The following is a 26,579-nucleotide window of genomic DNA, read 5'->3' as shown; positions in this document are numbered from 1 at the left end:
AGATTATACATTGTTGGAAACAGCAGGATTTCATTTGCTTCATGCTAGCGCCTTCCAACGAGCCACTCGACATTGACTTGCTGGTTTTGCCCGAAACAAACCTGATCTTGATCGCATCGGTGATCGAGCCGTTGCGCGGCGCAAACCGTATCGTCGGCAGCGAGATCTATCGTTGGCGCATCTTTACGCCCGACGGCGCGCCTGCGGATACGACGAGCCGGATCCCCGTGCCCGCCCATGCCGCGTTCCGGCCGGAGAAGGACAGGTTTCCGCTTTTCGTGCTGGGGAGCTACAATTGGCGACGTAGCGCCACCTCGGCGCTGAAGATGCAGCTGTCAAAAACGGCACGTCACCGCTCGATGATCGCCGGCATCGAATCCGGCAGCTGGCTGCTTGCCGAGGCAAGCCTTCTCGACAATTTTTCCGCCACGACCCACTGGGAGGATTTCGAGGAATTCGCCGCCGCCTATCCACAGGTGAGAATGATACGCGACCGGTTCGTCATCGACGGCAAGCGCATCACCACGGGAGGCTCGCTTCCGACGCTCGACCTCATGCTGGAAATCATCCGGCGCCGACAGGGATATTCACTGGCGCTCGAGGTCACGCGGCTTTTTATCTACGAACAGGGCAGTGCGCAGGTCATGCCGTCGACAGCAGGGCTTCGCATGAGCGACACCCGCGTCGCGCACGCCGTGCGGCTGATGGAAGACAATGTCGAGCAGCCGATCGTTCTTGCCCGACTGGCGAAACGGGTGGGCGTCAGCGCCAGGCACTTACAGACGCTGTTCCAGGAAGGCATGGGGGTAGCCCCGCATGTGCATTATCTTGCATTGCGTCTCAATGCTGCCCGCCGGAAAGTGATCGAGACCAGGGCCACCTTCGCCGATATCGCCGCCGCGACCGGCTTCAACTCAGCTTCGGCATTTTCCCGGAGCTACCGGGCTCACTTCAGCGAGAGCGCATCGGACACGCGAAAGCGCCTTCGTCGTCGAACACCGGACGCGAATGACCGGCCTCAGTAGCCGAGCGCCATGCCGTCCTTGCGGTGATCGGACGCGCCAAACAGCACGCCGCGCTCGTGGTCGATCAGGATGGCCTGCGCGCCGCCGATCGGTTCGTCGGCCCATTCGGTGATGTGGCCGCGACGATCGAGGTCGAGCTTCACCGCCTCCGAAATCGTCGGCTCCAGCGTAAGTCTGCCGCCAAAGCAAAAGCTGCGCGGCTGATCGCTTGCCCGCTGCGGGTCGAGATCGCGGTCGAATATCTGGCTGAGCATATGGGCATGGCCACAAGCCTGATACTGCCCGCCCATCACGCCGAAGCTCATCCGCGTCTTGCCGTTTTCCATCACCATCCCTGGTATGATCGTATGGAACGGCAGCTTGCGGGAGCCGATGGCGTTCGGATGCCCTTGCCTGACGACAAAGCCGGCCCCACGGTTTTGCAGCAGGACACCGGAGCGCGGCGCATAGATGCCGCTGCCGAAAGGCATGAATACCGAGTTGATGAGTGAGATCGCATTGCCGTCGCGGTCGACGACCGAAACATAGACGGTATCCCGGTGTGTGGGGGCGTCCCACACGGATAGGTCAGCGGCACGCTCCAGGCTGATTTCGCGGCGCATGGCCTCGATGGAGCGATCCGACAGCAGTTCCTCGACATCGAAGGTGATGTGCTCGGGATCGCTGATCAGCTGGTCGCGGCGGGCATAGCCGGCCTGGGTCGCCTCGGCAAGCAGATGGATGCGGTCGGCCTCGCTGAGCTTCGGGTCCCGCAGGTCGAAACCGTCGAGGATGCGGGTGATCAGCAGCGCCGCCAGACCCTGGCCATTCGGCGGGCATTCGAACAGGTCGCGACCGCGATATTTGCCCGAGATTGGCGTCGTCTCGAAAGCATTGTAGCTGGCGAAATCATCTTCCTCATGCAGACCGCCGAGCCCCTTCAGCACGCCGGTAATCTCCTCGGCGACAATTCCCCGATAGAAGCCGTCGCGGCCGTCGCGTGCGACCGATCGAAGCGTTGCAGCAAGGGCGGGGTTGATCATGCGACCGCCCACGCGCGGTGCGCGACCGTTCGGCAGGAAATAGGCGGCGGAAGCCGGGTTTTTCGCGACCCGGTCGCTATTGCGCTCCCAATCGCGGGCGACGCGCGGCGTCAGGAGGTAGCCATCCTCGGCGGCCGCGATCGCCGGGGCCAGCACACGCGCCATGTCGAATTTGCCATAGCTGCCGACCAGTCGGCACCAGGCATCGATCGCGCCAGGAACGGTAACAGCATGCGGGCTGTCGTCAGGGATATTGGTGAAACCGTGCTCGAGATAATAGTCGAGGCTCGCGCCCTTCGGCGAGCGGCCGGAGCCGTTGAGGGCGACCGGCGTCCCGCCCGCGGCGCAATAGAGCGCAAAGCAATCGCCGCCGATGCCGGTCATGAGCGGGTCGACAACCGATTGCAGCGCGACTGCAGCCACGGCGGCATCGACCGCGCTGCCGCCGGCGCGCAGGATATCGACGGCTGCAAGTGTTGCAAGCGGATGGGACGTCGCCGCCATGCCCTTGTCCGAAATCGCCACTGAACGGCCCGGCTTGAAAAAATCCCGCTGCGTCATCTCAAACGATCCTGCCTCTTTCGATGCCCATGGATGCCATCCAGCATTCGGGCCGTCCAATAAATTATGCGCCGGCTGCGCCGAGCCTCGTCAACAGCATCGCCCAGGCCGTCAGGCCGATGCGAAAGTTTGCCAGCCGGAAAAACTCGTTCGGCGCATGGTAATCCTCGTCGGACGTCGAGAAGGAAAAGAAGATCGCTTCCTTGCCGAGGTGTTTGCGGAAGGACGCGCCGATCGGGATCGTGGCGCCCATGGCAACCCGCAACGGCTTCTGGCCGAGCAATTCCGTCAGGACTGCCTCTGCGACTTCCAGCGCCGGCAGCTTGGGGTCCACGAAGAATGCCTCACTGCCGGGTCCATGCTGATGGATGTCGAGCGTGAAGCCGGGCGGCAGACGCGCCTTGAGGTGTCTCGTGATGACAGCAATGAGGTGTTCCGGCCTCTGGCCGGCAATCAGCCGGCAGGTGATCTTCGCGCTGGCGGAAGAGGGGATCACCGTCTTCGTGCCCTTGCCCTGATAGCCGCCGGAAATGCCGTTGAATTCGAGCGTCGGCTCCAGCCATTGGCGAATGAGCAGTTCGCGGCCCGATTTGATCGGGTCCGGCTTGGAAGAGCCGATCTCGCGGTAGTAGGCGTCGGCGTCGAAATCCGCGGCCTCGATGGCAGCGATGATCGTCGGATCCGGTGGGCTCGTGCCATCCAGGAAGCCATCCACCGACACGCGGCCGTCCCCACCGTGCAGCGAGGCCAACAACGACGCGAGTGCGCCGATGGGATTGGGTGCACTGCCGCCATGCCGGCCGGAATGCAGGTCCTTCGACGCGCCTTCGATGGTGATTTCGAGCGCGACCAAACCACGGCTTGCGACCGTGATCGATGGTCGGTCCGGCCGCCACATGGCGCCATCGGCAGAGATGACGAGATCGCAGGCCAGGCGGTCGGCATAGGTCTGCAATGTCGCTTCGAAGTGCGGACTGCCGGATTCCTCCTCACCCTCGATTAAGACCTTGAGGTTGACGGGAAGTTGTCCCGCCGTCTTCATGAAGGCCTCGGCCACGAGGATCGGGATCAGCAACGGCCCCTTGTCGTCCGACACGCCGCGGGCATAAAGCCGGCCGTCGCGCTCGTCAGGCTCGAATGGCGGCGTCTTCCACTTTTCCAGCGGATCAGATGGTTGAACGTCGTAGTGGCCGTAGACGAGGAATGTCGGCAGCGCAGCGTCAGTGACGATCTCGCCGAAGACCGCGGGATGGCCTCCGGTCACCAGCAACTCGACGGCAGAAAAGCCCGCACGCTTCAGCCGTTCGGCAACGAAATCGGCGGCGTCAGCTATTCCGTCTGCGAAGGCGGGATCGGTGCTGACGCTGGGAATACGGCAGAAGGCCTTGAGATCATCCAGCGCTTCGGCGAAATGCGCGTCGAGATAGGTTTGAATGTCGCTCATTTGCCGCCGTCCACGCTGATGACTTGTCCTGAAATCCAGCCGGCGAAATCCGAGGCAAAGAACATGACCATGGCGGCGATATCGTCCGGCACACCGAGGCGCTTCAACGCGATGGTCTGCAGCAGCTTTGCCTGACCGTCCGCACCCATCGCGTCCCATTGGCGCTCGGTCGTCGGATTGGAGCGGACGAAGCCGGGAGCGACGTTGTTGACCGTGATGTTCCACGCGCCGAGCTCGTGGGCGAGTTGCCGCGTCAGACCGATCTGGCCCGCCTTGGCACTTGCATAAGCCTGGATGCCGGTGAGCGAGATACCAAGGCCGGCACCGCTCGATATGTTGATGATGCGACCGGATTTCTGCTTCTTCATAACCGGCGCCACGGCCTGCGCCATGAAAAAGGCTCCCGACAGATTGACGTCGAAGATCGTTTGCCAGTCTTCCTCCGATATCTCCTCGATCGGCCGCCCGACCTGTCCCCGGACGCCGCCTGCGTTGTTGACCAGCACGTCTATCGAGCCGCAAGAGGTTGCAATGGCCGCGACCGTCAGTTGCACGGCGGAACGATTGCCGACGTCGAGAACATGCGAGTGGACCTTTTCGCCGCAAAGCGAGACGGTTTCCGCCAGACCCTGTTCGTTGACGTCGCAGATATGAACCGCTGCCCCGCGTGCGGCGAAAGCCTGTGCGATCGCTCGGCCGAAACCATGCGCCGCACCTGTGACGATCACGGTTTTTCGTTCGAAGTCGATGTTCATGCCGGTTCCCTCGCAAGCTCATCGAGATTGGCAAGATCGAGCGGCCGCTTGCCATCCTCGATCTCGTGGATCATCGCAACGACCCGCGCTGCAAGCGGCGTCGGGACGCCAAGCGAATGACCGATCTCGACGACGGGGAGAACCTGCGCATCCACCTCGGTCTTGCGTTTGCGGACAGCAAGGTCGCGCCAGATGCCCGAGTGTGATTTCAAAGACTTGCTGTTGTGGGCTACCATCTCGTCGAAGGAACGGGTGGTTTCGGAGGCGGCAGCCGTGGGTGCGAAGGCCGAGGGGTCAAAGCCGTCAAAGGGTTCCGGCACAATATTGTTGGCGGCAGCAACTGTGCCCACCTCGACTGCCAGCCTTGTGAGAACCGGGCGATACTTCGGGTTGGCGAGCACATCGACGATGCTGTCATTGCTGAGAGCAGTCCCGAAGAGCAGGGCGCCGTAGATGAGCTTGCCCCATAGGTATCCCCAGATGTTCTCGGTCAGGATCGCCTTCGGCTCGAATTCTCGCATCATCTCGTAGATCGCCTCGATGCGGCCCGTGAACTTGCCGTCCAATTCGCCGACGACGACGGCGCCATGGCCGCTATAGTGGACGACGCCAGGCTCCAGATAGTCGGCGCCGAAATTGACGAAGCAGCCGATGACGCGATGGATGCCGACGACCGGCGCAATGATCCGTTCATTGAGGCCGTTCTGGGCCGAGACCACATAACCGTCGGACGAAAGATGATCGACCAAAGCGTGGCTCGCCGGCTCAGTGTGGTGTGCCTTCACGCAGAGGAATATGCGATCATAAGTGCCCTCCAGGTCTTCCGGCAGAAAGGCCTTCGCCCGGACGGTGTCCTGGAAAATCGGGCCCTCGATCCTCAGGCCCTTCTCATTGATCGCCGCGACATGGTCTGCTGCGTTGTCGACAAAGATCACCTCATGTCCGGCCCTGATGAAAGCCGCCCCCAGCGTTCCGCCGATGGCGCCGGCGCCCCAGATGACAATCGGATTGCTCATGCCCAGCCTCCTTCGAGAAGCGCGCGTGTCTCCTTGACCGCAACATCCCAGATCGCATGCATTTCCTCATCGGGGCGCTCGTAGTAGCCGCCGAAATTTCCGTCGCCAAGATAGGCCTTGACGGCGTCCGGCCCCATGACGCGCATGCGGGCAAGGTCGATCATCGGTTTTTGTTGCGTCGGCAAGGTCGTGCCGGGCAGGCGGGTCCAGGGAAAATTCTCCATCCAGGACGCATGCGAGGCGACGGTGTCGATCTCCTGCACCTTGGCAAAGGTGTGCGGCGCATTCCACCAGTTGTGGAACTTGACGGCCATGCCTGGGTTATCGGCCATCCATTCGACGGCGAGGCTGCCCGCCGGCTGGTTGCCGCCATGGCCATTGACGATGAGAATACGCTTGAAACCCTGATGCTTCAGTCCGTCGAGAATGTCCCTGACGATACGCACATAGGTTTCCATGCGCAGGCTTATCGTGCCGGGATAGGCCAGAAAATAGGGCGTGATCCCGTAAGGGACGACCGGGAAAACCGGAATGCCGAGCGGTTCGGCAGCGTCGACAGCTATCTTTTCCGACAGGATCGAATCGACCGAGAGCGACAGTTGCGCGTGCTGCTCGGTACTGCCGAGCGGCAGGATCGCGCGGTCGTCGGTCTTCAGATAGGCTTCGATCTGTTGCCAGTTGGTGTCTGAAACTTTCATAATGTGTTCCTCCTAGTCCTTATTCGTCGTTGGTTGCCGGCCGCTTTGGCGGCGCCTCCGCTGGCTGCGTTTGCACACCGGCTGCGCGGATAATGGGGACGACGACCCTCTCGATATCGGCGGTATCGGGTGCGTGGCGATATTCGATGGCCTGGGTGCCCTCTGGAAGCAGGGCGAGGACGGACTCAGCTCCGGAGGCGTAGATCACGACACTTGCACGGGTGAGCAATGCATCCAACCCTTGCGTTTCGAGCGTCGCCGCGGCGATCTCGGTGACATGCGGTGCAAAGCGCTGCACGCCGCTCTTCATGATCGGCAGAAAATCCGGAAAGCGCGACACGACAGCGATGGACGCAAGGGAATCGAGCGACGCCAGCGCCAGCCGCGTTTCTTCGGAGGGCGTAAAACTGATGGTGACGACCTTGGTATTCGGCAAAAGGCCGGTCACCTCGCGGTGGCGGTTGGCGAAGGTGATGGCGAGGTCGGCGGAGTTTGCCCGAGCCTTGGCGAGCGTTTCCCGCTCAATGGCGGCCACGGTCAGCGGCTCGACGGTCACGCCACGGCCGAGCCGCGCTGCGACGAAGCGTGCATAACTTGCCGTCGCTTCCGCAAACAATCCGATCATCACGATCCGAAACTGCGGCCCGATGCTCTCGCGATAGAACACGCGCGAGCTGATCAAGGAGACGAGTTCGGTCGAGCGGATGCCAAGCGCATGGCTTTCGTCGATGAGTTGGTCGATGTGCCGATGTATGCCGCTTGCATCGGCACGGTTTGCCAGCCGCGATTGCAGGCTATCGGTGACGAAGGTACCCGAGCCCGGCCGTGCATCGATCAGGCCCGCGATCTTGAGATCGGCGTAGACCTGGCTGACCGTCATCGGCGCGACGCCAATCTTCTCGGCCAACTCGCGCACCGACGGCAGCGTTTCTCCAGCGGTTAATTCCCCGCAGGCGATGCCATATTCGATGAGACCCTGGAGCTGCGAGCGGATGGGTACCGGCAGATCGCGATCGATGAAAAACTCCATGAATGCGTTCGATCTAGCTGTTATAGTGAACTATGACGATTATCCTGCATCCGCGATTTTGGCATGTCAATTGCCAATCCTACGATCATTGAAACCTATAAGAATTCGATTGACTCCATTGAAAACGCGTGAAATCGTTATAGCCTACAAGAACACTTATTACTTATTTAAGAACAAGGGGAATGCCATGAAAACGATCGCCAAGGCGGCTCTCGTCGCAGCACTTCTTCTCGGCACCAGCGCATCGGCCTATGCGGTCGAGCGCGGCGGTACGATGACCTATGGCCGCTACGCCGACAGCCTTTTCCTCGATCCTGTTCTGAACGACGCCAATGTCGACATCTGGATCCTTTCCAACCTCTATGACACGTTGCTGCTGCCGACGGACGACGGCAAGGGCGTCCAGGCTGGTCTCGCCACCGAATGGAAGGTCGCGGACGACGGCTTGAGCGTGACGCTGACGCTGCGCGACGGCATCAAGTTCTCCGATGGCTCGCCGATCACGGCGGAAGACGTTGCGTGGTCGCTGAAGCGCGCCGCAAAGCCCGACAACGGCATCTGGAATTTCATCGTTGGCTCGGTCGCGGATGTGACGGCTTCAGGCGACAAGACAGTCGTCGTCAAGCTGAAGCACCCCGACCCGGCGATCCTCACGGCGCTGACCGTATTCAACACCAGCATCATGCCGCAGAAGGCGTTCGAAGCCTCGGCGGGTACGACAGACGCCGATAAGGCCAAGGCATTCGCCGAACATCCGATCAGCTCCGGCCCGTTCGTGCTGCAGTCCTGGGATCGTGGCTCGACCATGAAGCTTACCCGCAACCCGAACTACTGGGGCGTCGGTGAAGACGGCAAGCCGCTGCCCTATCTCGATGGGATCACCTTCGAGACCATTCCCGATGACGCGACGCGCATCCTCAAGCTCAATTCCGGCGAACTGGATGGCGCAGAGTTCATCCCCTATTCGCGCGTCGATGAGCTGAAATCGGCAAGCAATCTCGACATGAAACTCTTCCCCTCGACCCGGGTGGAGTATATTACGCTGAACGTGCGGCCTCAGCTTGCCGGCAAGGACAATCCGATGTCCAACCCCAAGGTGCGCCAGGCGCTGAACTATGCCACCAACAAGGAAGCGATCATCCAGATCGTCACCCATGGCGTCGGCACGCCGATGACCTCTTACATGTCGACGGCAACACCGCTGCATACCGGCGACAAGCCGCTGTTTCCCTACGACCTCGACAAGGCAAAGAGCCTGATGAAGGATGCGGGCTTCGCTGACGGGTTCTCGACCAGCATATTGGTGCTCGCCGGCAACCAGGACGAAGTCGGCATTGCGACCGCCCTGCAGCAGATGTGGGCCCAGATCGGCGTCAAGCTCGACCTGCAGCAGGTCGATAATCCGAGCCGCACCCAGCAATATCGCGACGGTACCTTCTCGATGCGCGAAGCGGCCTGGACCGACGATATCGCCGACCCGAACGAGATCACTTCCTATTTTGTCTACTCCCCGACGATCGGCGCATTGCACACGGGCTGGAAGAACGACGAGGCCGACAAGCTGTTCGACGCCTCGCAAAAAGAGATCGACGCCACGAAACGCGCTGCTCAATATGCCCGCATCCAGGAAATCTACAACGCCGACGGCCCGATCGTCCCGCTCTATGAGACGCCGTACCCGGTCGCGTTGAGCAAGAAGGTCCACGGGTTCCTGCAGATCCCGCTTGGCAACAACATCTTCTCCAAGGCCTGGCTCGACAAGTAATATTCAGGATCGGCGCGGACGGCATGATGCCGCTCCGCGCCGGCCTCTGATATCAGCAGGAATTCGGGGGCGGCGATTTGCCACTTTTCAGTTTTATAGTCCGTCGCATTCTTCAAATGATACCGACCGTGGTGTTCATCCTGGTCGTGACTTTCGTCTTGATCCGTCTTCTGCCGGGCGACCCGGCGAGCGCTATGCTTGGCGACCGCGCACTGGATGCGGATGTCCTGAGGATCAACGCGAGCCTTGGCCTCGACAGGCCTGTGATTATTCAGTTTTTCTATTTTGTCCGCCGCGTCTTTACCGGCGACCTGGGCAACTCCATCAGCCTCAAAATTCCCGTGCTACAACTGATCGCGCAGCGGCTGCCCGTGACGTTGATGCTGATCGGAATGGCAGCGGTCATCGCGCTGCTTCTTGCTGTGCCGCTCGCCTTCGTGGCGGCGCTGAAGCGTGAGCAGGCCCCCGATACTGCTATTCGCGGGGTCTTCCAGGTTGGCCTTTCAATGCCGGTCTTCTACATTGGCATCCTGCTGCTGACACTCTTTGCGGCGAACCTCAAATGGTTCCCGGTCGGCGGCTATGGCGACACGATCGGTAGCAAAGTTTACCACCTGTTCCTTCCAGCCCTGACGCTAGCCCTGAGCTTTGCCGCCGTCCTGATGCGCAATCTGCGAGCTGCCATCATCGGCGTCATCAATGCCGAATATGTCGACTTTGCGCGGTCAAAGGGGCTAAGATCAAGGATCATCCTGTTCCGGCATGTGCTTAGAAATGCACTGATTTCGACGATCACGCTCTTTGGCCTGCAGATCGGCTCACTGCTCGGTGGCGGCGTGATCACCGAGACGGTGTTTGCGGTCCCAGGTGCCGGACGGCTGATGATCGACAGCATCTATGGCCGCGACTACCCGGTTCTCCAAGGCCTGACGATTGCCCTTGCGGTGCTTGTCTCGCTGACCTTTCTGGTGACCGACATCGTTCAGGCCTGGCTCGATCCGAGGATCGCCCGATGAGCGTCGATGTCGCCGAAATCCCTGCTGCCAGGAAGTCGCGTTTCAAGCCGGCTGCCTTGCCGCGGACGCTGATCTGGGGCGCGATCATCCTCGTTGCCAGTTTGCTGCTTGCCTTCTTCCCATCGCTGTTTGCGCCCTACGACCCGATCGCCTTCGATTACAACGCGCTGCTGAAGGGGCCGAGCTGGGCGCATCCCTTCGGCACCGATAGTTTTGGCCGCGATGTGCTCTCGCGCGTCATTCATGCCTATACGATCGACATGCAGATCGCGGTCTTTGCGACCACCGGGCCATTTATCGTCGGCACGCTGGTCGGGGCTTTCGTCGGATATGCCGGTGGCATTACCGAGGCGATCTTCGGCCGCATCGTCGACGCCGTCGTCACCTTTCCGTTTCTGGTCCTGGTCATTGCCGTCGTCTCGGTTCTCGGACCGGGGCTTGGAAACATGTATGTCGCGATCGGCGTTGTCGGCTGGGTATTTTACGCGCGGCTGGTCGCCGCCGAGGTCAAGGTGCAGAAGCGCCTCGATTACGCCGATGCCGGTCGCGTCATGGGCTACACGCCGATGCGCATCATTTTCCGCCACCTGCTGCCGAATGCGATCACGCCCGCGATCATCTACTGGATGACGGACATGGCACTGGCGATCCTGCTCGGCTCGAGCCTCGGCTATCTCGGGCTCGGAGCGCAGCCGCCCGCTGCGGAATGGGGCGTCCAGATTGCCGATGGCAAGAACTTCATGACGACGGCCTGGTGGATCGCGGTTTTCCCGGGCGTGTCCATCGTGCTCACCGGGCTAGGTTTCAGCCTTGCCGGCGACGGCGCCGCCGAACTATTGAGGGTGCGCCGATGAGTGTTGCAATGGGCGAAAACACCGGACTGATCGTTCGTGGCCTGACCACGACGTTCGATACCACCCGCGGCGTGGCAATCGCCGCGGCCGATGTCGATTTCGATGTCGCACCGGGCGAGGTCGTCGGCCTTGTCGGTGAGTCCGGATCGGGCAAGAGCGTGACCCTGCGCTCGATCATGCGGCTCATCCGCGAACCGGGCCATGTCAGCGGCCGCGTCGAGTGGGGCGGTCGTGATCTCGTCGCCATGCCCGACGAACAGCTTAGGCGCATCCGCGGCAGCGAGATCGCGATGATCTTCCAGGAGCCGATGACGGCGCTCAACCCGGTGTTGCCGGTGGGTCAGCAGATCGAGGAGAGCCTCGTCGCGCATACAAGCCTTAACCGCCGGGAACGGCGGGCAAGGGCGCTGGAACTCATGAATATCGTCGGCATCCCGGCAGCCGAGCGGAGGCTCGGCGAGTATCCGCATCAGTTTTCCGGCGGCATGCGCCAGCGCGCGATGATCGCCATTGCCCTTGCCTGTTCGCCGAAGCTGCTGCTGGCCGACGAGCCTACCACGGCGCTCGATGTGACGATCCAGGACCAGATCCTCAAGCTGCTTCTCGATCTTCGCGACCGGCTCGCCATGAGCGTCGTCCTGGTCACCCATGACCTCGGGGTCGTCGCTGCGACCTGCGACCGGATGGCGGTGATGTATGCCGGGCGGATCGTCGAGACCGGGACGGTCGCCGATGTCTTCGCGCAACCGCGCCATCCCTACACCCGCGGTCTACTTGGCTCCGTGCCGCGCGGTCGAGCCGTGCGCACGATGCTGTCCTCGATCGACGGCACGCCGCCGAGCCTCACTGCCTTGCCGACAGGCTGCGCATTTCACCCGCGCTGCACCTTCGCGACCAAGGAGTGTCGGCGCGAACGGCCGCCGCTGGCTCCTGTGGCGCCGGGAAGGCTGGCCGCCTGTTTCCACCACGAGCAGGTTGCCGCGATGGAGGCGATCGTATGAGCTCGACCATTCCGATCATCTCCGTCGACGGAGTGACCAAGCGCTTTTCCGGACCCTTTTCGCTATCACGTCGGCTTGCGGGAAAGCCGCCGCTTGCAGTCCACGCCCTGAGCGACGTGACGCTAGAGGTCTATCGCGGCGAGACGCTCGGCATCGTCGGCGAATCCGGCTGCGGAAAGTCGACGCTTGCCCGTTGTCTCGTCCGGCTGCTCGATCCCGATAGCGGCGCCGTACGCTTCGAGGGCAAGGACATTGCCCAACTGAAACCGGGCGAACGCCGCGGCTTCAATCGCCGTGTCCAGATGATCTTTCAAGATCCGTACAGCTCGCTCAACCCACGCATGACGGTGAGCCAGGTCCTGAGTGAAGCGTTGAGTGTTCACAAGATGCGGCCGAAGGCGGAAATCCCGGGCCGCATCGCGGAGCTGCTCGAGCTGGTTCGCTTGCCGCAGGACGCTGCCGCACGATACCCGCACGAATTCTCCGGCGGCCAGCGCCAGCGCATCGGCATCGCCCGTGCGCTCGCTGTCGAGCCCGAGGTGATCGTCGCCGACGAGCTGGTGTCGGCACTCGACGTCTCGGTGCAGGCACAGGTCGTCAACCTGCTTTTGCAATTGCAGGACCAGCTACATCTGACCGTCATCTTCGTGGCGCATGACCTTAGACTGGTGCGCCACATTTCGCATCGCGTGGCGGTCATGTATCTTGGGCAGGTGATGGAGATCAGCCCATCCGAGGCGCTGTTCACGTCGCCGCGCCATCCATATTCCAAGGCTCTGCTTGATGCCGCGCCGGAACTCGATCCATCCCGCCGTAACCGGACAGCTGCAACGCGCGGTGAATTGCCGAGCCCGCTGGATCTCCCGCTCGGCTGTCCCTTCGCCAGCCGCTGCCCGCATGTATTCGAGCGCTGCATCGTCGAGCGACCGGTTCTGACGCCGCGCGGGCATGGCCAGAGTGCAGCCTGCCACCTGACGGGGTTCGGCGCTCCCGAAAGGTTAGCACAGTGGTAGAAGGCATTGATTCCATGAGCTTTGCTCGTTTCGAACTCGAAGTTGCCAAGGTCAACGACATCCTATGTGCCGTCAATCTCCTGACCTGGGATTCGCGCACCATGATGCCATCAGGCGGTGTCGAAGCGCGCGGCCGGCAGATTGCCACTTTGATGAGCCTCGCTCGCGACCTGGCCACAGGTGAGACGATGCAGCGGGCGATCGAAGATGCACGCGCAGAACTTAAAGGCATAGCGGCTGCCGACAACCGCAGCATCGCGCTTGAACAAGCGGCTTCATCCATCGGAACTCTCTCGCGAATCCCGGCTGAGCTTGTTGCGGCATCGGCAGAGCTGAAGACACGGGCGCAGGCCGCCTGGGCGGCGGCCAGGGCTGCCGATGATTTTGCCGGCTTCGCACCTATGCTCGAACGAACCATGGAAATGCAGCGGGAGATCGCCGCCGCAATCGGCTACCAAGAGCATCCTTACGATGCGCTGGTCGGCACCTACGAGCCGGGCATGAGCTGGTCGCGGTTGCGCCGCCTTTACAGCGAACTGCAGAAGGCGCTGATCCCGCTTCTTGCCGAAGCCAAGGGCGCGCGCACCAGAAGCGACATACTGGAGCGAGCATACCCGATCGAAAAGCAGCGCGCCTTCTCCAGCGCGATGGCCGCGCGCATGGGCTACGATTTCAGCCGCGGTCGTCTCGACGATACGGTCCATCCCTTCGAGATTTCCTTCACGCGCTCCGACGTGCGCATCACGGCGCGTTTTCGCGAGACGTGGCTGCCAGGCGGTTTGTTTGCCGTTTGGCACGAGGCCGGGCATGGAATGTACGAGCAGGGGGTATCGGAGAATTTCTCCCGCTCCACCTTCACCACCGATTTCGTCAATCTCTACGCTGTCGGTGGCTCGAGCTTCGGCATGCACGAGTCGCAGTCGCGGCTATGGGAAAATAGGGTCGGACGTTCGCGGCGCTTCTGGGATCTGCACTTCGGCGAGCTAAGAGGTGCATTCCCCGATCAACTGTCCGATGTGTCGATCGACGACTTCTGGCGATCCGTCAACGCCGCCCGGCCAAGTTTCATCCGCGTGGAAGCCGACGAACTGACTTACGATTTCCACATCATGCTGCGCTCCGAGGTCGAAGCCGGCCTGATCGCGGGCGAGGTCCGCGTGTCGGATCTGCCGGAGATCTGGCGCGAAAAGATCAAGGCCTATCTCGGGCTCGACGTGCCGACCGACACGCTCGGGGTGCTGCAGGACGTGCATTGGTCGTCGGGAATGGTGGGCTCGTTCCCGACCTATACGATCGGCAACGTCATGTCGTCGCAGCTGTTTGCCACTGCGCAAAAGGAGCGTTCAATCGCAAAGGGCCTGGACGGGGGCGACTATGCGCCGCTCAAGACCTGGCTGAACGATAAGGTCCACCAGTTCGGCCGCTCGAAAACCCCCAGCGAAATTCTCCTCGCCGCCACCGGATCCGACTTGTCGACAGACGCCTATATTGCGGATCTTGCACGGAAAGTCGCCGATCTGACTGCCTGAAACTCCCTTTCGCGACCGCGCTGATATCTCCGGAGGCTCTTCCGACCGGTTAGGCTTGCACGGGTTTCGACCAGAGGGCATTGTCGCCGCGGGAGCATTGGGAGTCGATGAAATTGCCGAAATCGCATGGACCTTTGGCCGCGCGAAGGCCCAGGCGAGATCCTGGCAAGCGCGTGACGTTGCGCACCGTCGCCAACGCGCTTGACCTGTCGGTGACGACAGTCAGCCGAGCACTGAAGGAAGGGCCCGAGGTCAACGGCGAGACGATCGAGCTGGTCAAGAAGGTCGCGCGCGAGCTCGGCTATCGGCCTAATCTCGGCGGGTTGAACCTGCGCACCGGCAAGACCAATGCTATCGGCATCATCCTGCCTTTCGAGCGCCAGGGCGACATGAACATCGTTGTATCGTCGCTGGTCGAGGGCGTGTCGAGCGGAATGAAGGCGCTTGGATATCGCACAACGGTCGTGCCGCAATTGCAGGCCGACGATCCGCTGCAAACGGTGCGGGACCTCGTCGAGGAAGGGTCTGTCGATGGCGTGATTCTGACCCACACGCGGCCGCAGGACGATCGCGTCAAATATCTGCTCGAAGTCGACATACCCTTTGTCACGTTCGGGCGCACTGAGCTCGTGAGTGCGCACCCGAGCGTCGATATCGATCATGAGCTGGTGGGTGAGGCGGCGGCGCGCATGCTTCTCGATGCGGGCCATCCGGCGCCGTTGCTGATCGCGCCGTCCAGCCAGTTCACCTACAGTCTGCAATTCGTCAAGGGCTGGACGAAGGCCTTCACCGCGCGCAACCTCAGCGTCCCGGATAAGCTGATCCATTTCACGCCGACGACGCCAAACAGCGGACAGGAAGTCGCCACCAACATCGCCGCATGGCACCCGGAAGCGACAGCTGCCTTCGTCGCCAGCGAAGAAGCCGCACTCGGCTTTCTTGCCGGCCTTCGGCTGGTCGGCCGGCAGGCGGGCCGGGATTTTGCCATCGTCACCTATGGCGGCACCAAGCTTCATGATTTCTTTAATCCACCACTGAGTGCTTTTTATTATTCGAACTACCTGATCGGTGAGAGGTTGGCTGCCTTGCTGCAGAGATCGATCGCCGGCGAGGATCCCGCCACTTTGCGCGAACTCGTCGTGGCCGAGCTGGTCGATCACAAAAGCCAGTTCCTGGCCGGCTAGGCAGACGCACCGCCCAGATATCGACGCGGCTCGACCCTGAAATTTGTAACGTTATGATTTTGCCGATGCGTTCAATTTTTGCTGCTTTGCGGCATGAGTAGGTGATTGACATGACTTGGCTCATCCTTCATTCGTAACGTTACAAATCGCAGGTTGGTTGGTTTTGGAGATCCGCACTGTGAGATAACAGCGAGGCAGAAGAGCAGGTGCCGACGCCATGGCGTCTGTCTTCACGGGAGGACGATGTGGCCCCAGGTTCACTTTTTTTCGGATCCACCATTTGGACATTCAACTGGAACCCGCCTTTCGAGGCCCCGCTTAGGCGGCTTGCAAAGACCGGATGCAAGGGTTTCGAACTGACAGCATGGTCGGTCGATATGCTTGGTGACTACTACACGCCTGGCAAGATACGCGAGCTCAAAACGCTCGCTGACAGCGAGGGACTGACCCTCACCAATTTCTTCTACAACCTGCCCTTCAGCTACAAAGCGGGCGCAGCATGCTCCACGATCGATCTCGATGCCTATAAGCGCGGCGTCGACGTCGTGGCGGAGATCGGCTCGCCGATCATGACCAGCATGACGCCCTATCCGTTCGGCTCTGAAGTACGACCGATCCTGCAGCGGCCAACGTCGCAGGAGTGGACCGCCAAGGTTGAGCCTCAATGGAACTGGACAGCGGAATATGATGCCGTCGTCGACGGCTTCGCCAAGGCTTGCGAGATCGCCGACAAGGCCGGAATTCGAGTTGCCGTTGAACCGCACCCCTATCGCTGGGTCAGCTCAGGGCAGGGCATGCTGCGCCTGATCGAGCGCACCGGCGCTGCCAACCTCGGGCTCAATTTCGATCCGAGCCACCTTTTCCCGGCCGGCGACATGCCACACTACGTCGTGCTGGCGCTGGGCGACCGCATCTTCAACACGCATTTTTCCGACAATGAAGGCCACACCAACGCCCACTGGCGTCCCGGTCGCGGCAAGATCGACTGGAAGGCGATTTTTGCAGCACTCCGGACCATCGGCTATTCCGGGCCGATCACGCTCGAGCTCGAGGATGCACCCGGGGCTTCGCACTGGACGCATATGCGCGAGGCCACGCCAGAGTTTGACGACGAAATGCGTCGCGGCATCAAATATTTGCGTGAAAGCGCTGCCGAACTCGATATCCCGATTTCCTGAGGACGATATAGATGAGCACCCAAACCCCAATGAAGGTCGGCATCGTCGGCGCCGGCAATATCAGCGCCACCTATGTGGCGACGTTGCATATGTTCGATTTCATCCGCGTGAAATCGATCTACGATGTCTACGATGAATCTGCCAAAAAGCTCGCGGCACAGTTTGGCCTAGAGGCCGTTGCTCTCGACGCGATGCTTTCCGACCCGGAGATCGGGTTGATCATCAATCTCACGACGCCAACGTCGCACTATGCGATCAGCAAGAAGGCACTTCTGGCCGGCAAGCATGTCTATTCGGAAAAGCCACTTGGCGTCACCATGGAAGAGGCCGACGAACTGATGACGATCGCGCGTGCAAGCGATCTGCGGCTCGGCTGCGCGCCGGATACTTTTCTGGGCGGCGGCCACCAGCTGACCAGGCGGCTGCTCGATGAAGGTCGGATCGGCAAGGCGGTCTCGGCGACAGCCATGCTGCTTTTGCCAGGCCACGAGCACTGGCACCCGAACCCCGCCTTCTTCTACGGTCGCGGCGGCGGACCGATGCTCGATGTCGGACCTTACTATGTGACTAACTTGATCGCCCTGCTTGGCCCCGTTCGCGAAGTCTTCGGAATGGCCAAGATCACCCGCATCGAACGCCAGGTCAAAACCGACCCGCGGCGCGGCGAGACCATCAAGGTTCTGGTTCCGACCCATCTGACCGGCGTAATGGAATTTCATAGCGGCGCGACGATCACCATCGCCACCAGCTTCGACGTGATCAAGCACAAGCATAACCAGGTCGAAATCTATGGGTCCGAGGGCTCGATGGTGACGCCGGACCCGAATAATTTTACCGGCAAGGTGGAAATCTTCCAGGATGGCGGCGAGGAATGGCAGGACATTCCGGTAGATCACCCTTACACCGAGGGCGTTCCGGGACATCTGGGGCTCCGTGGTCTCGGGGCTGCCGAAATGGTGGATTCCCTTCGGGCTGGCCGTCAACACCGTGTTTCTGCGGAGTTAGCCTTCCATGCGCTGGAGGTGATGACGGCATTCGAGCGTTCGGCGCAGTCTCGCAGGGTCGTGGCTATTCACAGCAGTTGCGGGCGTCCGGACCCAATTCCGCAAAAGGTTGAAAAAGGGCGTTTCACTTAAGGAGAGAATATGAATAGATTGTCTCTCAGCAGTCCTTCCAGACAGCAAAAATTGATGAACGGCAATTGCGGCCATCGCTTTTGACCGTCTGCGAGCCGGGAGAGGAGCCCGTCGTGGTTGTGGAAGGAAGAGCTTTGTGAGCCGATGCCCAACGGGTGCGGTGATCGATCAGGCGTATTTTGGCGTCATAAAAAGGAGGAGGAGCATATGCGTAACTTTTTGATGGCATTGATCGGGGCTACGGCGCTGATTACCGTCGGCGTCGCCGGCGCCCAGGCGGACGGCAAGAAAGCTGAAGTTCTCCATTGGTGGACATCGGGCGGCGAAGCTGCAGCCGTGCGGGAACTTGCCAACGCGTTCAACGCCGCAGGCGGAGAATGGGTCGACACGGCCATCGCCGGTTCAGGATCGACGGCACGCCCGATCGGCATCAACCGCATCGTCGGCGGAAATCCGCCAACGGCCATGCAGTTCAATACCGGCACGCAGATGAACGACCTTGCCGAGCAGGGTCTGCTTCGCACGCTCGACGATCTAGCGGAAAAGCAGGACTGGAAAACGGCGCTGACGCCCGCCTTCTACAACGCCATCCAGTATAAGGGCCACATCTACGGCGCGCCGATCAACGACCATGGCCAGAACTGGTTGTTCTATTCCAAGGCGGTTTTCCAGAAGGCCGGCGTGACTGACGAGCCGAAGACCTGGGACGAAATGTTCGCCGCCCTCGACAAGATCAAGGCAGCGGGCCTCATTCCGGTCGCGGTCGGTGGACAGCCTTGGCAGCTGCAGCTGATGTTCAACTCGATCCTGCTCGGCGATGGCGGCAAGGAACTCTATTCCAAGGTCTACAAGGACCTCGATCCGGAAGCCGTGAAATCCGACAAGTTCAAGCATGTCGCCGAAGTCTTCGCCAAGCTGCGCAAGTATCAGGACGAAGGCAGCCCGAACCGTGACTGGAACGTCGCGACCGGCATGCTGGTCGACGGAAAGGCCGGCATTCAGTTCATGGGCGACTGGGCCAAGGGCGAGTTCATCCATGCGGGCCTCGTCGCCGACAAGGATTTTGGCTGCGTCCTCGGACCGGGTGAAAGCAACTTCATGATGGGCGGTGACATCTTCGTCTTCCCGGTCCTCAAAGATCCGAATGCCGTAGAAGCGCAAACCCTGCTCGCAACGGTCATCATGTCCAAGGAAGGCCAGCTTGCCTTCAACTCTAAGAAGGGATCGGTTCCAGTTCGCCTCGACGTCGACACATCGAAGCTCGATGCCTGCGCCCAGAAAGGCTTGAATGCCCTTAAAGACCCGAGCCGGCAGATTCTCGCCGCCGACGTTCTGACAAGCCAGGACGTGCTCCAGAGCCTCAGCGATCTTGTCGCACAGTTCTGGACCACGCCGACGATGACTGCCGATCAGTTCGCTGACGGATGGGTCAAGGTTGTCGAGCAGGCCAAGTAGTCTCGATCCGACATTCGTACGGCGGCAGAAGATTTCTGCCGCCGGTTTCCGTATTCGGAAGAGGAGCTACACATGAAGCCAATGCGCAAACGCAAGATATCCCCCTATATCGCGCTGTTTCCGGCCTTCGTCATCGTGCTGTTCGCCTATGTCGTCACGGTCATCTGGAACATCTGGATTTCTTTCACCGATTCCAAGCTTCTGCCGGTCAACACCTTCATCGGCTTCAAGAATTATGCGCGCCTCTTTGACACGGATCGCTGGACGATTTCGCTGTATAACGTGGTGATCTTCGGCGTGCTCTTCATCATAGGCTGCCTGGTTCTCGGTTTCCTGCTGGCCGTCATGCTCGACCAGAAGGTGCGCTTCGAAAATACGTTCCGCACGATCTTCCTCTACCCCTTCGCCATGTCGTTCATCGTTACCGGCCTTGTCTGGCAATGGATCATGAACCCGACGCTCGGCGTGCAGAAGGTCGCCGATCTCTGGGGCATGGACTGGTTCCGGTTCGACTGGATCGTCCGCGGCGATCTTGCCATCTACGTCATCGTGCTCGCCGGGATATGGCAATCCTCGGGCTTGGTGATGGCGATCATGCTTGCGGGACTGCGCGGCGTCGACAGCGAGCTTTGGAAAGCGACGCGCATCGACGGCATCCCGACCTGGAGGGTCTACCTGCACATCGTTTTGCCGATCCTGCGGCCGACGATCATCACGGCAACGGTCCTGCTGGCGATCGCGGTGGTCAGGGTCTACGAGCTGGTGCTGTCCACGACTGGCGGCGGACCCGGCATCGCGACGGAAGTGCCCGGCAAGTTCATCATGGACTACCTGTTCGGTCGCGCCAACATCGGCCTTGCGACAGCCGCCTCGTCGGTCATGTTCGTCACCGTCGTCATCGCGGTAACGCCTTGGCTCTACTACGAATACTTCCGCGAAAAGCCGAGGTCAGCCTTATGACAGTGATAACGTCAACTACGCCGCTCGCCGAGGGCCCTTCGGGTCGCAAGCCGCAGCACTTTTCACCCGCCCGCATCGGCGTTTATGTATTCCTCATCATGGCGGCCGCGTTCTTCCTGCTGCCGCTTTACGTGATGGTCATGACGTCGCTGAAGACGATGCCCGAAATCAGGCAAGGCAATATCTTTGCCTTGCCACAGGCGTGGACCGTGGAAGCGTGGAGCCAGGCGTGGAGTTCGGCTTGCACCGGGCTCAACTGCGGCGGCATCCGCGTCGGCTTCTGGAATTCCGTCAAGATCCTGATCCCGAGCATGATCCTGTCAATCTTCATCGCGTCGCTGACAGGCTATGCGCTTTCCTTCTGGCGGGTTGCCGGGGCGAATGTCCTCTTCGCGATACTGCTTCTCGGTGCCTTCATTCCCTATCAGGTGTTCCTCTATCCGCTCGTTCGCCTCTATGCCGGCATCGGCATCTACTCGACATTGCCGTGCATCATCATCACCCATACCGTGTTTGGGCTACCCGTCTTGACGCTGCTGTTCCGCAATTATTATGCCAGCCTGCCGCTGGAGCTTTTTAAGGCCGCCCGCGTCGACGGGGCAGGGCTCTGGCAGATATTTTTCCTGTTGATGCTGCCGATGTCGATACCGATCCTGGTGGTGGCAGGCATCTTGCAGGTTACCGGTATCTGGAACGACTTCCTCTTCGGCGTCGTCTTTGCCGGTCGTGAAAACCTGCCGATGACCGTGCAGCTCAACAACATCGTCAATTCGACACAAGGCGAGAAGCTCTACAACGTCAATATGGCCGCAACCATTTTGACGGCTCTCGTGCCGCTCATCGTCTATTTCGGATCGGGCCGCTGGTTCGTGCGCGGTATCACGTCGGGCGCGGTCAAGGGATAACCCGGCCGGTGGGTTTTCGCTAAAGTGATCGACCTGCGGCGGCGGTTGCCTGCCGCAGGTTCAAGACTCAGTTGGTCTTTGCAAGCTCCCTGTCCACGACCGACAGAAAACGCGGATCCTCTGCGGTGACGTCTGGCGCAAAGCGCGCCGCTACCTTGCCATCCCGACCGATCAGGAACTTTTCGAAATTCCAGAGAACCTCGCTTCTGTCGCTGGTCGCGAGGCCGTGCCCCTTGAGGCGGTCGCGCATCGGGCCGTCGCCGATCGATTCAGGAGCCAGGGCGGTAAGCTGCCGGTAAAGCGGATGCTTTTCCTCGCCCTTCACCGAGATCTTCGAGAAGATCGGGAATTTCACATCGTAGGTGCTGGTGCAGAAGGCGACGATCTCCTCGTCCGAGCCGGGTTCCTGGCCCTTGAAGTCGTTGGCCGGAAAGGCCGCAATCATGAAACCCCGGTCCCGCTTGTCTTCAAAGAGTTTTTCCAATCCCTCATATTGCACCGTCAGACCGCATTTCGAGGCAACGTTGACGACGAGGATGACCTCTCCACTGTAGTCGTTCAGCGTGGTCTCGCGGCCGTCGGCGCGCTTTACTGGAATATCAAGCAGCTTGTCGCTCACAAATTCGCTCCTGTTTTCTCGCTTTGGATGGCTTAGGCCACATCGGTCGCCGATATGATCGCCAAGCTCTGGCGGTGTCAAATCACGTCATCGATCGTTCTCTCTGATCAGTGCTATGAATGCTCGCAGTGACGCCGGCATGTGCCTGCGGCTCGGATAATACAGGCAGAGACCTGGAAGCAGCGGCGTCCAGTCCTCGAGCACGCGTACAAGTTTCCCGGCAACAATGTCCTCTTCGACCGACCATTCGGACAGATGCGCCAGCCCGGCTCCTTGCCGCGCTGCTTCCAGAATGAGCGTAGGCTCGTCGAGCGTCAGGGCGCCCGCAACGTCGATACTGTGTGCTTCTCCGTCGCGCTCGAATTCCCAGCGATAGATGATCCCGCTCGGCAAACGGCTCCGGAGGCAGGTATGGGCGACTAGGTCCTGTGGGATAAAGGGCAGCGGACGCGTGTCGAAATAGCCGGGCGATCCAACGACGGCGTAGCGAAGCGACGGCCCGAACGGTACTGCGATCATGTCCTTGGGCACATTGTCGACCGTTCGGACACCCGCATCAAAACCATCGACAACGATGTCGACAAGTCGGCCGTCAGTGACGAGATCCACTTTCATATCGGCATAGCGGCGAAGATATTTCAGCACGATCGGCGTCAAAATCCGCCTTGCTGCCCCCACAGAACTATTGATCCTCAAGGTTCCGCCCGGCGTATGCCGACGGTCGTTCACTGCCTCCATTGCCCCGTGAATGTCCGACAGCGCCGGCGCGACCGTGGCGACGAATCCCTCTCCCGCCTCCGACAGCGACACACTCCGGGTCGTCCGATTAAACAGGCGGACGCCGAGCCGCGCTTCAAGGCCGGCAACGGCATGGCTCAGTGCCGTCGACGACATGCCAAGTTCTGTGGCCGCGGCCCGAAAGCTGCCGTGGCGCGCAACGGCGATTACAGCCTCGAGTTCGATCAGTCCCGATTTATGCATTATCCCGATTCCCGCACCACGTCATGCCGTTCTGTCCAACTTATCCAAATAGTCTATGCGCGTATATCAATGGAAACGTGACTGTCCCTCGATCAGCGGGCGCGGCCTCTTTCATTGGAGAAGAACATGCACATCATCGAAACGATCTACATAGACGGCAACTTCCTCACGCCGCACGGTAAGGAGTATTTCGACCTCTACAATCCCGCAGAGGAAACGAGCATCGGCAGGGTGCGGCTTGGAGACGTCGAGGATACGCGACTTGCAATTGCGGCGGCCAAGCGCGCGTTCCCGGCATTTTCGAAGACGAGCAAAGAGGAGCGAATAGCGATCCTGCAGCGCTTGCACGCAGCGGTGAACGCCCGGAGCGAAGCACTGACGGAAGCGACGGTTGAAGAATACGGCGCGCCGGTCGCCCGCGCTTCCTGGGGCGCGGGATATGCGGCCGAGTGTTTTCTCAATGCGGCAAAGACGCTCGAGCAGTATGAATTCGAGCGTACGATCGGATCGGCCAAAGTGGTCTTGGAGCCTCTCGGCGTCGTCGGGCTGATTACGCCGTGGAACAACAATTATGGCTTCATCTGCAACAAGCTCTCGATGGCAATCGCCGCCGGCTGCACGGCAGTCATCAAGCCAAGCGAAATGAGCGCTTTGCAGACGCAGATCCTGACGGAATGCCTGCACGAGGCGGGCGTTCCCGCCGGCGTGTTCAATATCGTCAACGGCCGCGGCGATGTGGTGGGTGCCGAACTGAGCGTCAACCCGGATATTGCGAAGATTTCCTTCACGGGGTCGACCGCCGTCGGCAAGTCCATCTTGCGCACGGGCGCCGAGACAATGAAGCGGGTGACGCTGGAACTGGGCGGCAAATCGCCAACTGTGGTCCTCGATGATGCCGACTTCGCCACGGCAATCCCGCAGGTGATCGCCGCCGGCTTCGGCAATAGCGGGCAAGCCTGCGTCAACGGCACCCGCATATTGGTGCCTGAAGCCCGTCTTGCAGATTTCATCGCGCAGCTGAAGTCCGCAGTCTTGAGGTTAAAGGTCGGCGATCCCCGTGATCTCGATACCTTGATCGGCCCGATGGTGAGCAAGAAACAATATGAACGAGTTCAACGATATATCGCGCTGGGAAGCGAGGAGGGGGCCACCGTGATCACCGGCGGGGAAGGGCGCCCAGCGGGGATGGAGAGTGGTTATTTCGTCAGGCCGACCGTCTTTTCAGGCGTCACCAACAACATGACCATCGCACGCGAGGAGATTTTCGGGCCGGTCGTTGCTGTTATCAGCTACAGGACCGAGGACGAGGCGATCGAGATCGCCAACGACACGATTTATGGCCTGCAGGCATATGTGATGTCGGAAAACCCGGATAGGGCGCGTGCCGTCGCGTCACGCATCGTCGCCGGTCGCGTTCACATCAATGGCGTCCACACAGAGACGCAAGCTCCCTTCGGCGGCTTCAAGCAATCGGGTATCGGCCGCGAGTTCGGCGTCTTCGGGCTGGAGGCTTATCTCGAGCCGAAGACTATTCTGGGCGTCTAGATCAGCGGTGCGCCGACGACGCAAACCTGCCAGCCAACCGGTAGCGTAACGCAGTTCTTTGCGCTTACGTCACATCTCATATAATCGTGAACGACGGCTCATCTTTTTAGAATGCGACCCCGTTGACATCTGCTCGAGCAGGGATGCAATGGCTGCGGAAAGATTGCGGACCTGCTTCGCGGTCGCTTGCCCCTCCCGGTTTCAATCTCAAATATCTGCTATTCGCCGCGCAGGCCGCTTGGCCAAGGTCTCTCTGACTGGGCGACACCGTCTGAAGGAAATGCCATGCTCGACTATGCAGACCGTTCGAAGCGTCCCCTGGTCGTCGGCTCAATCGTGCTGGCGACATTCATGGTGGCCATCGAGGCGACGATCGTGGCGACCGCCATGCCGCGCATCGTCGGGCAGCTTGGCGGCTTCACCTATTACAGCTGGGTCTTCTCGGCATTTCTGCTGGCGCAGTCTACAACGACGGTCATCTACGGCAAGCTGTCCGACATCTTCGGCCGCAAGCCGATCCTGATCGGTGGCATCCTGATCTTTCTCGCCGGCTCGGCACTTGCTGGCTTTGCCTGGTCGATGGCATCTCTGATCGTCTTCCGGCTCGTCCAGGGGCTCGGCGCCGGCGCCATCCAGCCGGTGACGACTACGATCGTCGGCGATCTCTACAAGCTCGACGAACGCGCACGGGTGCAGGGTGTGCTCGCCAGCGTCTGGGCCGTTTCCGCGGTCATCGGACCACTTGCCGGCGGTCTCATCGTCGACAACATCTCCTGGGCATGGATATTCTGGATCAATTTGCCGATCGGCTTCCTGACGATCGTCGGCTTCGTCCTCTTCCTGCACGAAAAGATCGAGCCTCGCGAGGCGAAGATCGACTACCTAGGCACGATACTGTTTTCGATCGCGATCGTTTCCCTGCTGGTCATTCTGACGGAGACGGACGCCGAGCTATGGGTTATCGCCTCTTTTGCTGCGCTGTTTATTGGAAGCGGCATCCTTTTTATCCTGCAGGAGCGCCGGGCGCCGGAGCCGATCATCTCAATCGCCCTGTGGGGCCGGCGACTGGTGGCAACCTGCAATGCGGCGACGCTTCTGGCCGGCATGGCGCTGATCGGGCTGACAACGATCCTGCCGATCTATGTCCAGGGCGTGTTGGGGCGCTCGCCGCTTGTCGCCGGCTTCACTCTGACCATGCTGATTGTCGGCTGGCCGCTAGCCGTCATGCTGTCCAGCCGGTTTTTTCGCACATTCGGTATTCGTCGGACATTGCGCGTCGGCAGTTTCATGTTCCCTTTCGGCGCCGCCTTCCTTCTGTTTCTGACACCGGACAGCAGCCCGATCCTTGCCGGCATCGGTTCATTCCTCATGGGCTTCGGCATGGGCCTCATCAGCCTCACCAGTATCGTCCTCGTACAGGACAGCGTCGAATGGTCGATGCGCGGCAGCGCCACGGCGTCGATCATCTTTTCGCGCAGCCTTGGCAACACGCTCGGCGCTACGGCGCTCGGTGCGGTGCTCAATATCGGCATCACCCATTTCGGCAGTGGTGCGCTGGCCGCAAAGCTTCACGACGTACTCAACCAGCCGACAGGACTGTCCGACCTGTCGGCAAACCCGGCGATCCGCCTCGTGTTCTATTCGGCGCTTCACTGGAGTTTCTGGGGTGTCTTCGTCGTGGCGATCCTGACCTTTGCCACCACTTGGCTGATCCCAATTACCCATCACGCCGGACGAAAGCCGTCTTCACGCGCGGACGCGCAGGAGGCGATGTCGCACTGATTGCCGTGCGGGTTTGAACGAGCCGTAAAAGCGGTGTAACTGCACTCGACAGCGGTCGGTGCCTGAACACATATTATCGGGCACCTTGGCCCGGAGTCGGAGCAA

General features: G+C 60.6%; 23 protein-coding genes. 15 read left to right on the top strand and 8 right to left on the bottom strand.

Annotated elements, in window-relative coordinates; translation table 11 throughout:
- The first annotated feature begins 41 nt into the window (after nt 1-41).
- On the top strand, nt 42-1,025 hold the full coding sequence (locus CPY51_RS21945) for a GlxA family transcriptional regulator (RefSeq protein ID WP_111162366.1): 984 nt from the start codon (nt 42-44) through the stop codon (nt 1,023-1,025).
- Here CPY51_RS21945 and ggt read toward each other — a convergent pair.
- From ggt to CPY51_RS21915, 6 genes are all read right to left on the bottom strand, one after another.
- The gene (gene ggt, locus CPY51_RS21940) at nt 1,019-2,608 is read right to left on the bottom strand and encodes a gamma-glutamyltransferase (protein WP_111162365.1); all 1,590 of its coding nucleotides are present in this window, start codon (nt 2,606-2,608) and stop codon (nt 1,019-1,021) included. The genes CPY51_RS21945 and ggt overlap by 7 nt on opposite strands.
- Nucleotides 2,609-2,672: 64 nt before the next feature.
- A complete protein-coding gene (locus CPY51_RS21935; protein ID WP_111162364.1) occupies nt 2,673-4,052 on the bottom strand; it encodes a dipeptidase in 1,380 nt (459 codons plus the stop codon).
- Nucleotides 4,049-4,807, bottom strand: a complete 759-nt coding sequence (locus CPY51_RS21930; protein ID WP_111162363.1) for an SDR family NAD(P)-dependent oxidoreductase — start codon at nt 4,805-4,807, stop codon at nt 4,049-4,051. Before CPY51_RS21930 ends, CPY51_RS21935 begins: the two co-directional genes overlap by 4 nt.
- Nucleotides 4,804-5,823 carry a ketopantoate reductase family protein gene (locus CPY51_RS21925; RefSeq protein WP_111162362.1) on the bottom strand — a complete coding sequence of 340 codons (1,020 nt, stop codon included), beginning with the start codon at nt 5,821-5,823 and terminating at the stop codon, nt 4,804-4,806. Before CPY51_RS21925 ends, CPY51_RS21930 begins: the two co-directional genes overlap by 4 nt.
- Entirely contained in the window at nt 5,820-6,521 is a 702-nt protein-coding gene (locus CPY51_RS21920) for a creatininase family protein (protein WP_111162361.1), read from the bottom strand. Before CPY51_RS21920 ends, CPY51_RS21925 begins: the two co-directional genes overlap by 4 nt.
- Before the next feature lie 19 nt (nt 6,522-6,540).
- A complete protein-coding gene (locus CPY51_RS21915) occupies nt 6,541-7,551 on the bottom strand; it encodes a GntR family transcriptional regulator (RefSeq protein WP_111162360.1) in 1,011 nt (336 codons plus the stop codon).
- Between the two features lie 187 nt (nt 7,552-7,738).
- Here CPY51_RS21915 and CPY51_RS21910 point away from each other — a divergent pair, with 187 nt between their 5' ends.
- The 12 genes from CPY51_RS21910 to CPY51_RS21855 all read left to right on the top strand — a co-directional run bounded on the left by CPY51_RS21910 (nt 7,739) and on the right by CPY51_RS21855 (nt 21,547).
- Nucleotides 7,739-9,316 (top strand): ABC transporter substrate-binding protein, encoded by a 1,578-nt coding sequence (locus CPY51_RS21910; RefSeq protein WP_111162359.1) that lies wholly within the window; start codon nt 7,739-7,741, stop codon nt 9,314-9,316.
- Nucleotides 9,317-9,393: 77 nt separating this feature from the next.
- On the top strand, nt 9,394-10,332 hold the full coding sequence (locus CPY51_RS21905) for an ABC transporter permease (protein WP_111162358.1): 939 nt from the start codon (nt 9,394-9,396) through the stop codon (nt 10,330-10,332).
- Complete coding sequence (locus CPY51_RS21900; RefSeq protein ID WP_111162357.1) at nt 10,329-11,186, top strand: ABC transporter permease; 858 nt, start codon at nt 10,329-10,331, stop codon at nt 11,184-11,186. The genes CPY51_RS21905 and CPY51_RS21900 overlap by 4 nt, the downstream gene beginning before the upstream one ends.
- The gene (locus CPY51_RS21895; RefSeq protein ID WP_111162356.1) at nt 11,183-12,187 is read left to right on the top strand and encodes an ABC transporter ATP-binding protein; all 1,005 of its coding nucleotides are present in this window, start codon (nt 11,183-11,185) and stop codon (nt 12,185-12,187) included. The genes CPY51_RS21900 and CPY51_RS21895 overlap by 4 nt, the downstream gene beginning before the upstream one ends.
- Nucleotides 12,184-13,200: an ABC transporter ATP-binding protein gene (locus tag CPY51_RS21890; protein WP_111162355.1), complete on the top strand. Its 1,017-nt coding sequence runs from the start codon at nt 12,184-12,186 to the stop codon at nt 13,198-13,200. The genes CPY51_RS21895 and CPY51_RS21890 overlap by 4 nt, the downstream gene beginning before the upstream one ends.
- Before the next feature lie 14 nt (nt 13,201-13,214).
- The gene (locus tag CPY51_RS21885) at nt 13,215-14,729 is read left to right on the top strand and encodes a carboxypeptidase M32 (RefSeq protein WP_111162354.1); all 1,515 of its coding nucleotides are present in this window, start codon (nt 13,215-13,217) and stop codon (nt 14,727-14,729) included.
- Nucleotides 14,730-14,902: 173 nt separating this feature from the next.
- Nucleotides 14,903-15,913 carry a substrate-binding domain-containing protein gene (locus CPY51_RS21880; protein WP_195909598.1) on the top strand — a complete coding sequence of 337 codons (1,011 nt, stop codon included), beginning with the start codon at nt 14,903-14,905 and terminating at the stop codon, nt 15,911-15,913.
- Nucleotides 15,914-16,158: 245 nt separating this feature from the next.
- Nucleotides 16,159-17,091 (top strand): sugar phosphate isomerase/epimerase family protein, encoded by a 933-nt coding sequence (locus tag CPY51_RS21875; RefSeq protein ID WP_195909597.1) that lies wholly within the window; start codon nt 16,159-16,161, stop codon nt 17,089-17,091.
- A gap of 11 nt (nt 17,092-17,102) precedes the next feature.
- Nucleotides 17,103-18,227 (top strand): Gfo/Idh/MocA family protein, encoded by a 1,125-nt coding sequence (locus CPY51_RS21870; RefSeq protein WP_111162351.1) that lies wholly within the window; start codon nt 17,103-17,105, stop codon nt 18,225-18,227.
- 207 nt (nt 18,228-18,434) lie between these two features.
- Nucleotides 18,435-19,682, top strand: a complete 1,248-nt coding sequence (locus tag CPY51_RS21865) for an ABC transporter substrate-binding protein (protein WP_111162350.1) — start codon at nt 18,435-18,437, stop codon at nt 19,680-19,682.
- A gap of 72 nt (nt 19,683-19,754) precedes the next feature.
- Nucleotides 19,755-20,642, top strand: coding sequence for a carbohydrate ABC transporter permease (locus CPY51_RS21860; protein ID WP_111162349.1), 888 nt, complete (start codon nt 19,755-19,757; stop codon nt 20,640-20,642).
- Nucleotides 20,639-21,547 (top strand): carbohydrate ABC transporter permease, encoded by a 909-nt coding sequence (locus CPY51_RS21855; RefSeq protein ID WP_111162348.1) that lies wholly within the window; start codon nt 20,639-20,641, stop codon nt 21,545-21,547. The genes CPY51_RS21860 and CPY51_RS21855 overlap by 4 nt, the downstream gene beginning before the upstream one ends.
- A 67-nt stretch (nt 21,548-21,614) precedes the next feature.
- Here CPY51_RS21855 and CPY51_RS21850 read toward each other — a convergent pair whose 3' ends face one another.
- Nucleotides 21,615-22,166 carry a glutathione peroxidase gene (locus CPY51_RS21850; RefSeq protein ID WP_111162347.1) on the bottom strand — a complete coding sequence of 184 codons (552 nt, stop codon included), beginning with the start codon at nt 22,164-22,166 and terminating at the stop codon, nt 21,615-21,617.
- Between the two features lie 87 nt (nt 22,167-22,253).
- On the bottom strand, nt 22,254-23,147 hold the full coding sequence (locus CPY51_RS21845; RefSeq protein ID WP_111162346.1) for a LysR family transcriptional regulator: 894 nt from the start codon (nt 23,145-23,147) through the stop codon (nt 22,254-22,256).
- A gap of 126 nt (nt 23,148-23,273) precedes the next feature.
- Between CPY51_RS21845 and CPY51_RS21840 the strand changes: the two genes are divergently transcribed.
- Both CPY51_RS21840 and CPY51_RS21835 read left to right on the top strand, forming a co-directional pair.
- Nucleotides 23,274-24,692 (top strand): aldehyde dehydrogenase family protein, encoded by a 1,419-nt coding sequence (locus tag CPY51_RS21840; protein WP_111162345.1) that lies wholly within the window; start codon nt 23,274-23,276, stop codon nt 24,690-24,692.
- 285 nt (nt 24,693-24,977) lie between these two features.
- Nucleotides 24,978-26,474, top strand: a complete 1,497-nt coding sequence (locus CPY51_RS21835; RefSeq protein WP_111162344.1) for an MDR family MFS transporter — start codon at nt 24,978-24,980, stop codon at nt 26,472-26,474.
- Nucleotides 26,475-26,579: the final 105 nt, after the last annotated feature.

This window comes from Arminella tubonensis (genome assembly GCF_003240585.1).
GTDB classification, from domain to species: domain Bacteria; phylum Pseudomonadota; class Alphaproteobacteria; order Rhizobiales; family Rhizobiaceae; genus Rhizobium; species Rhizobium tubonense.
The sequence above is the reverse complement of the archived record's forward strand: the minus strand, read 5'-3'. Positions and strand labels throughout refer to the sequence as shown.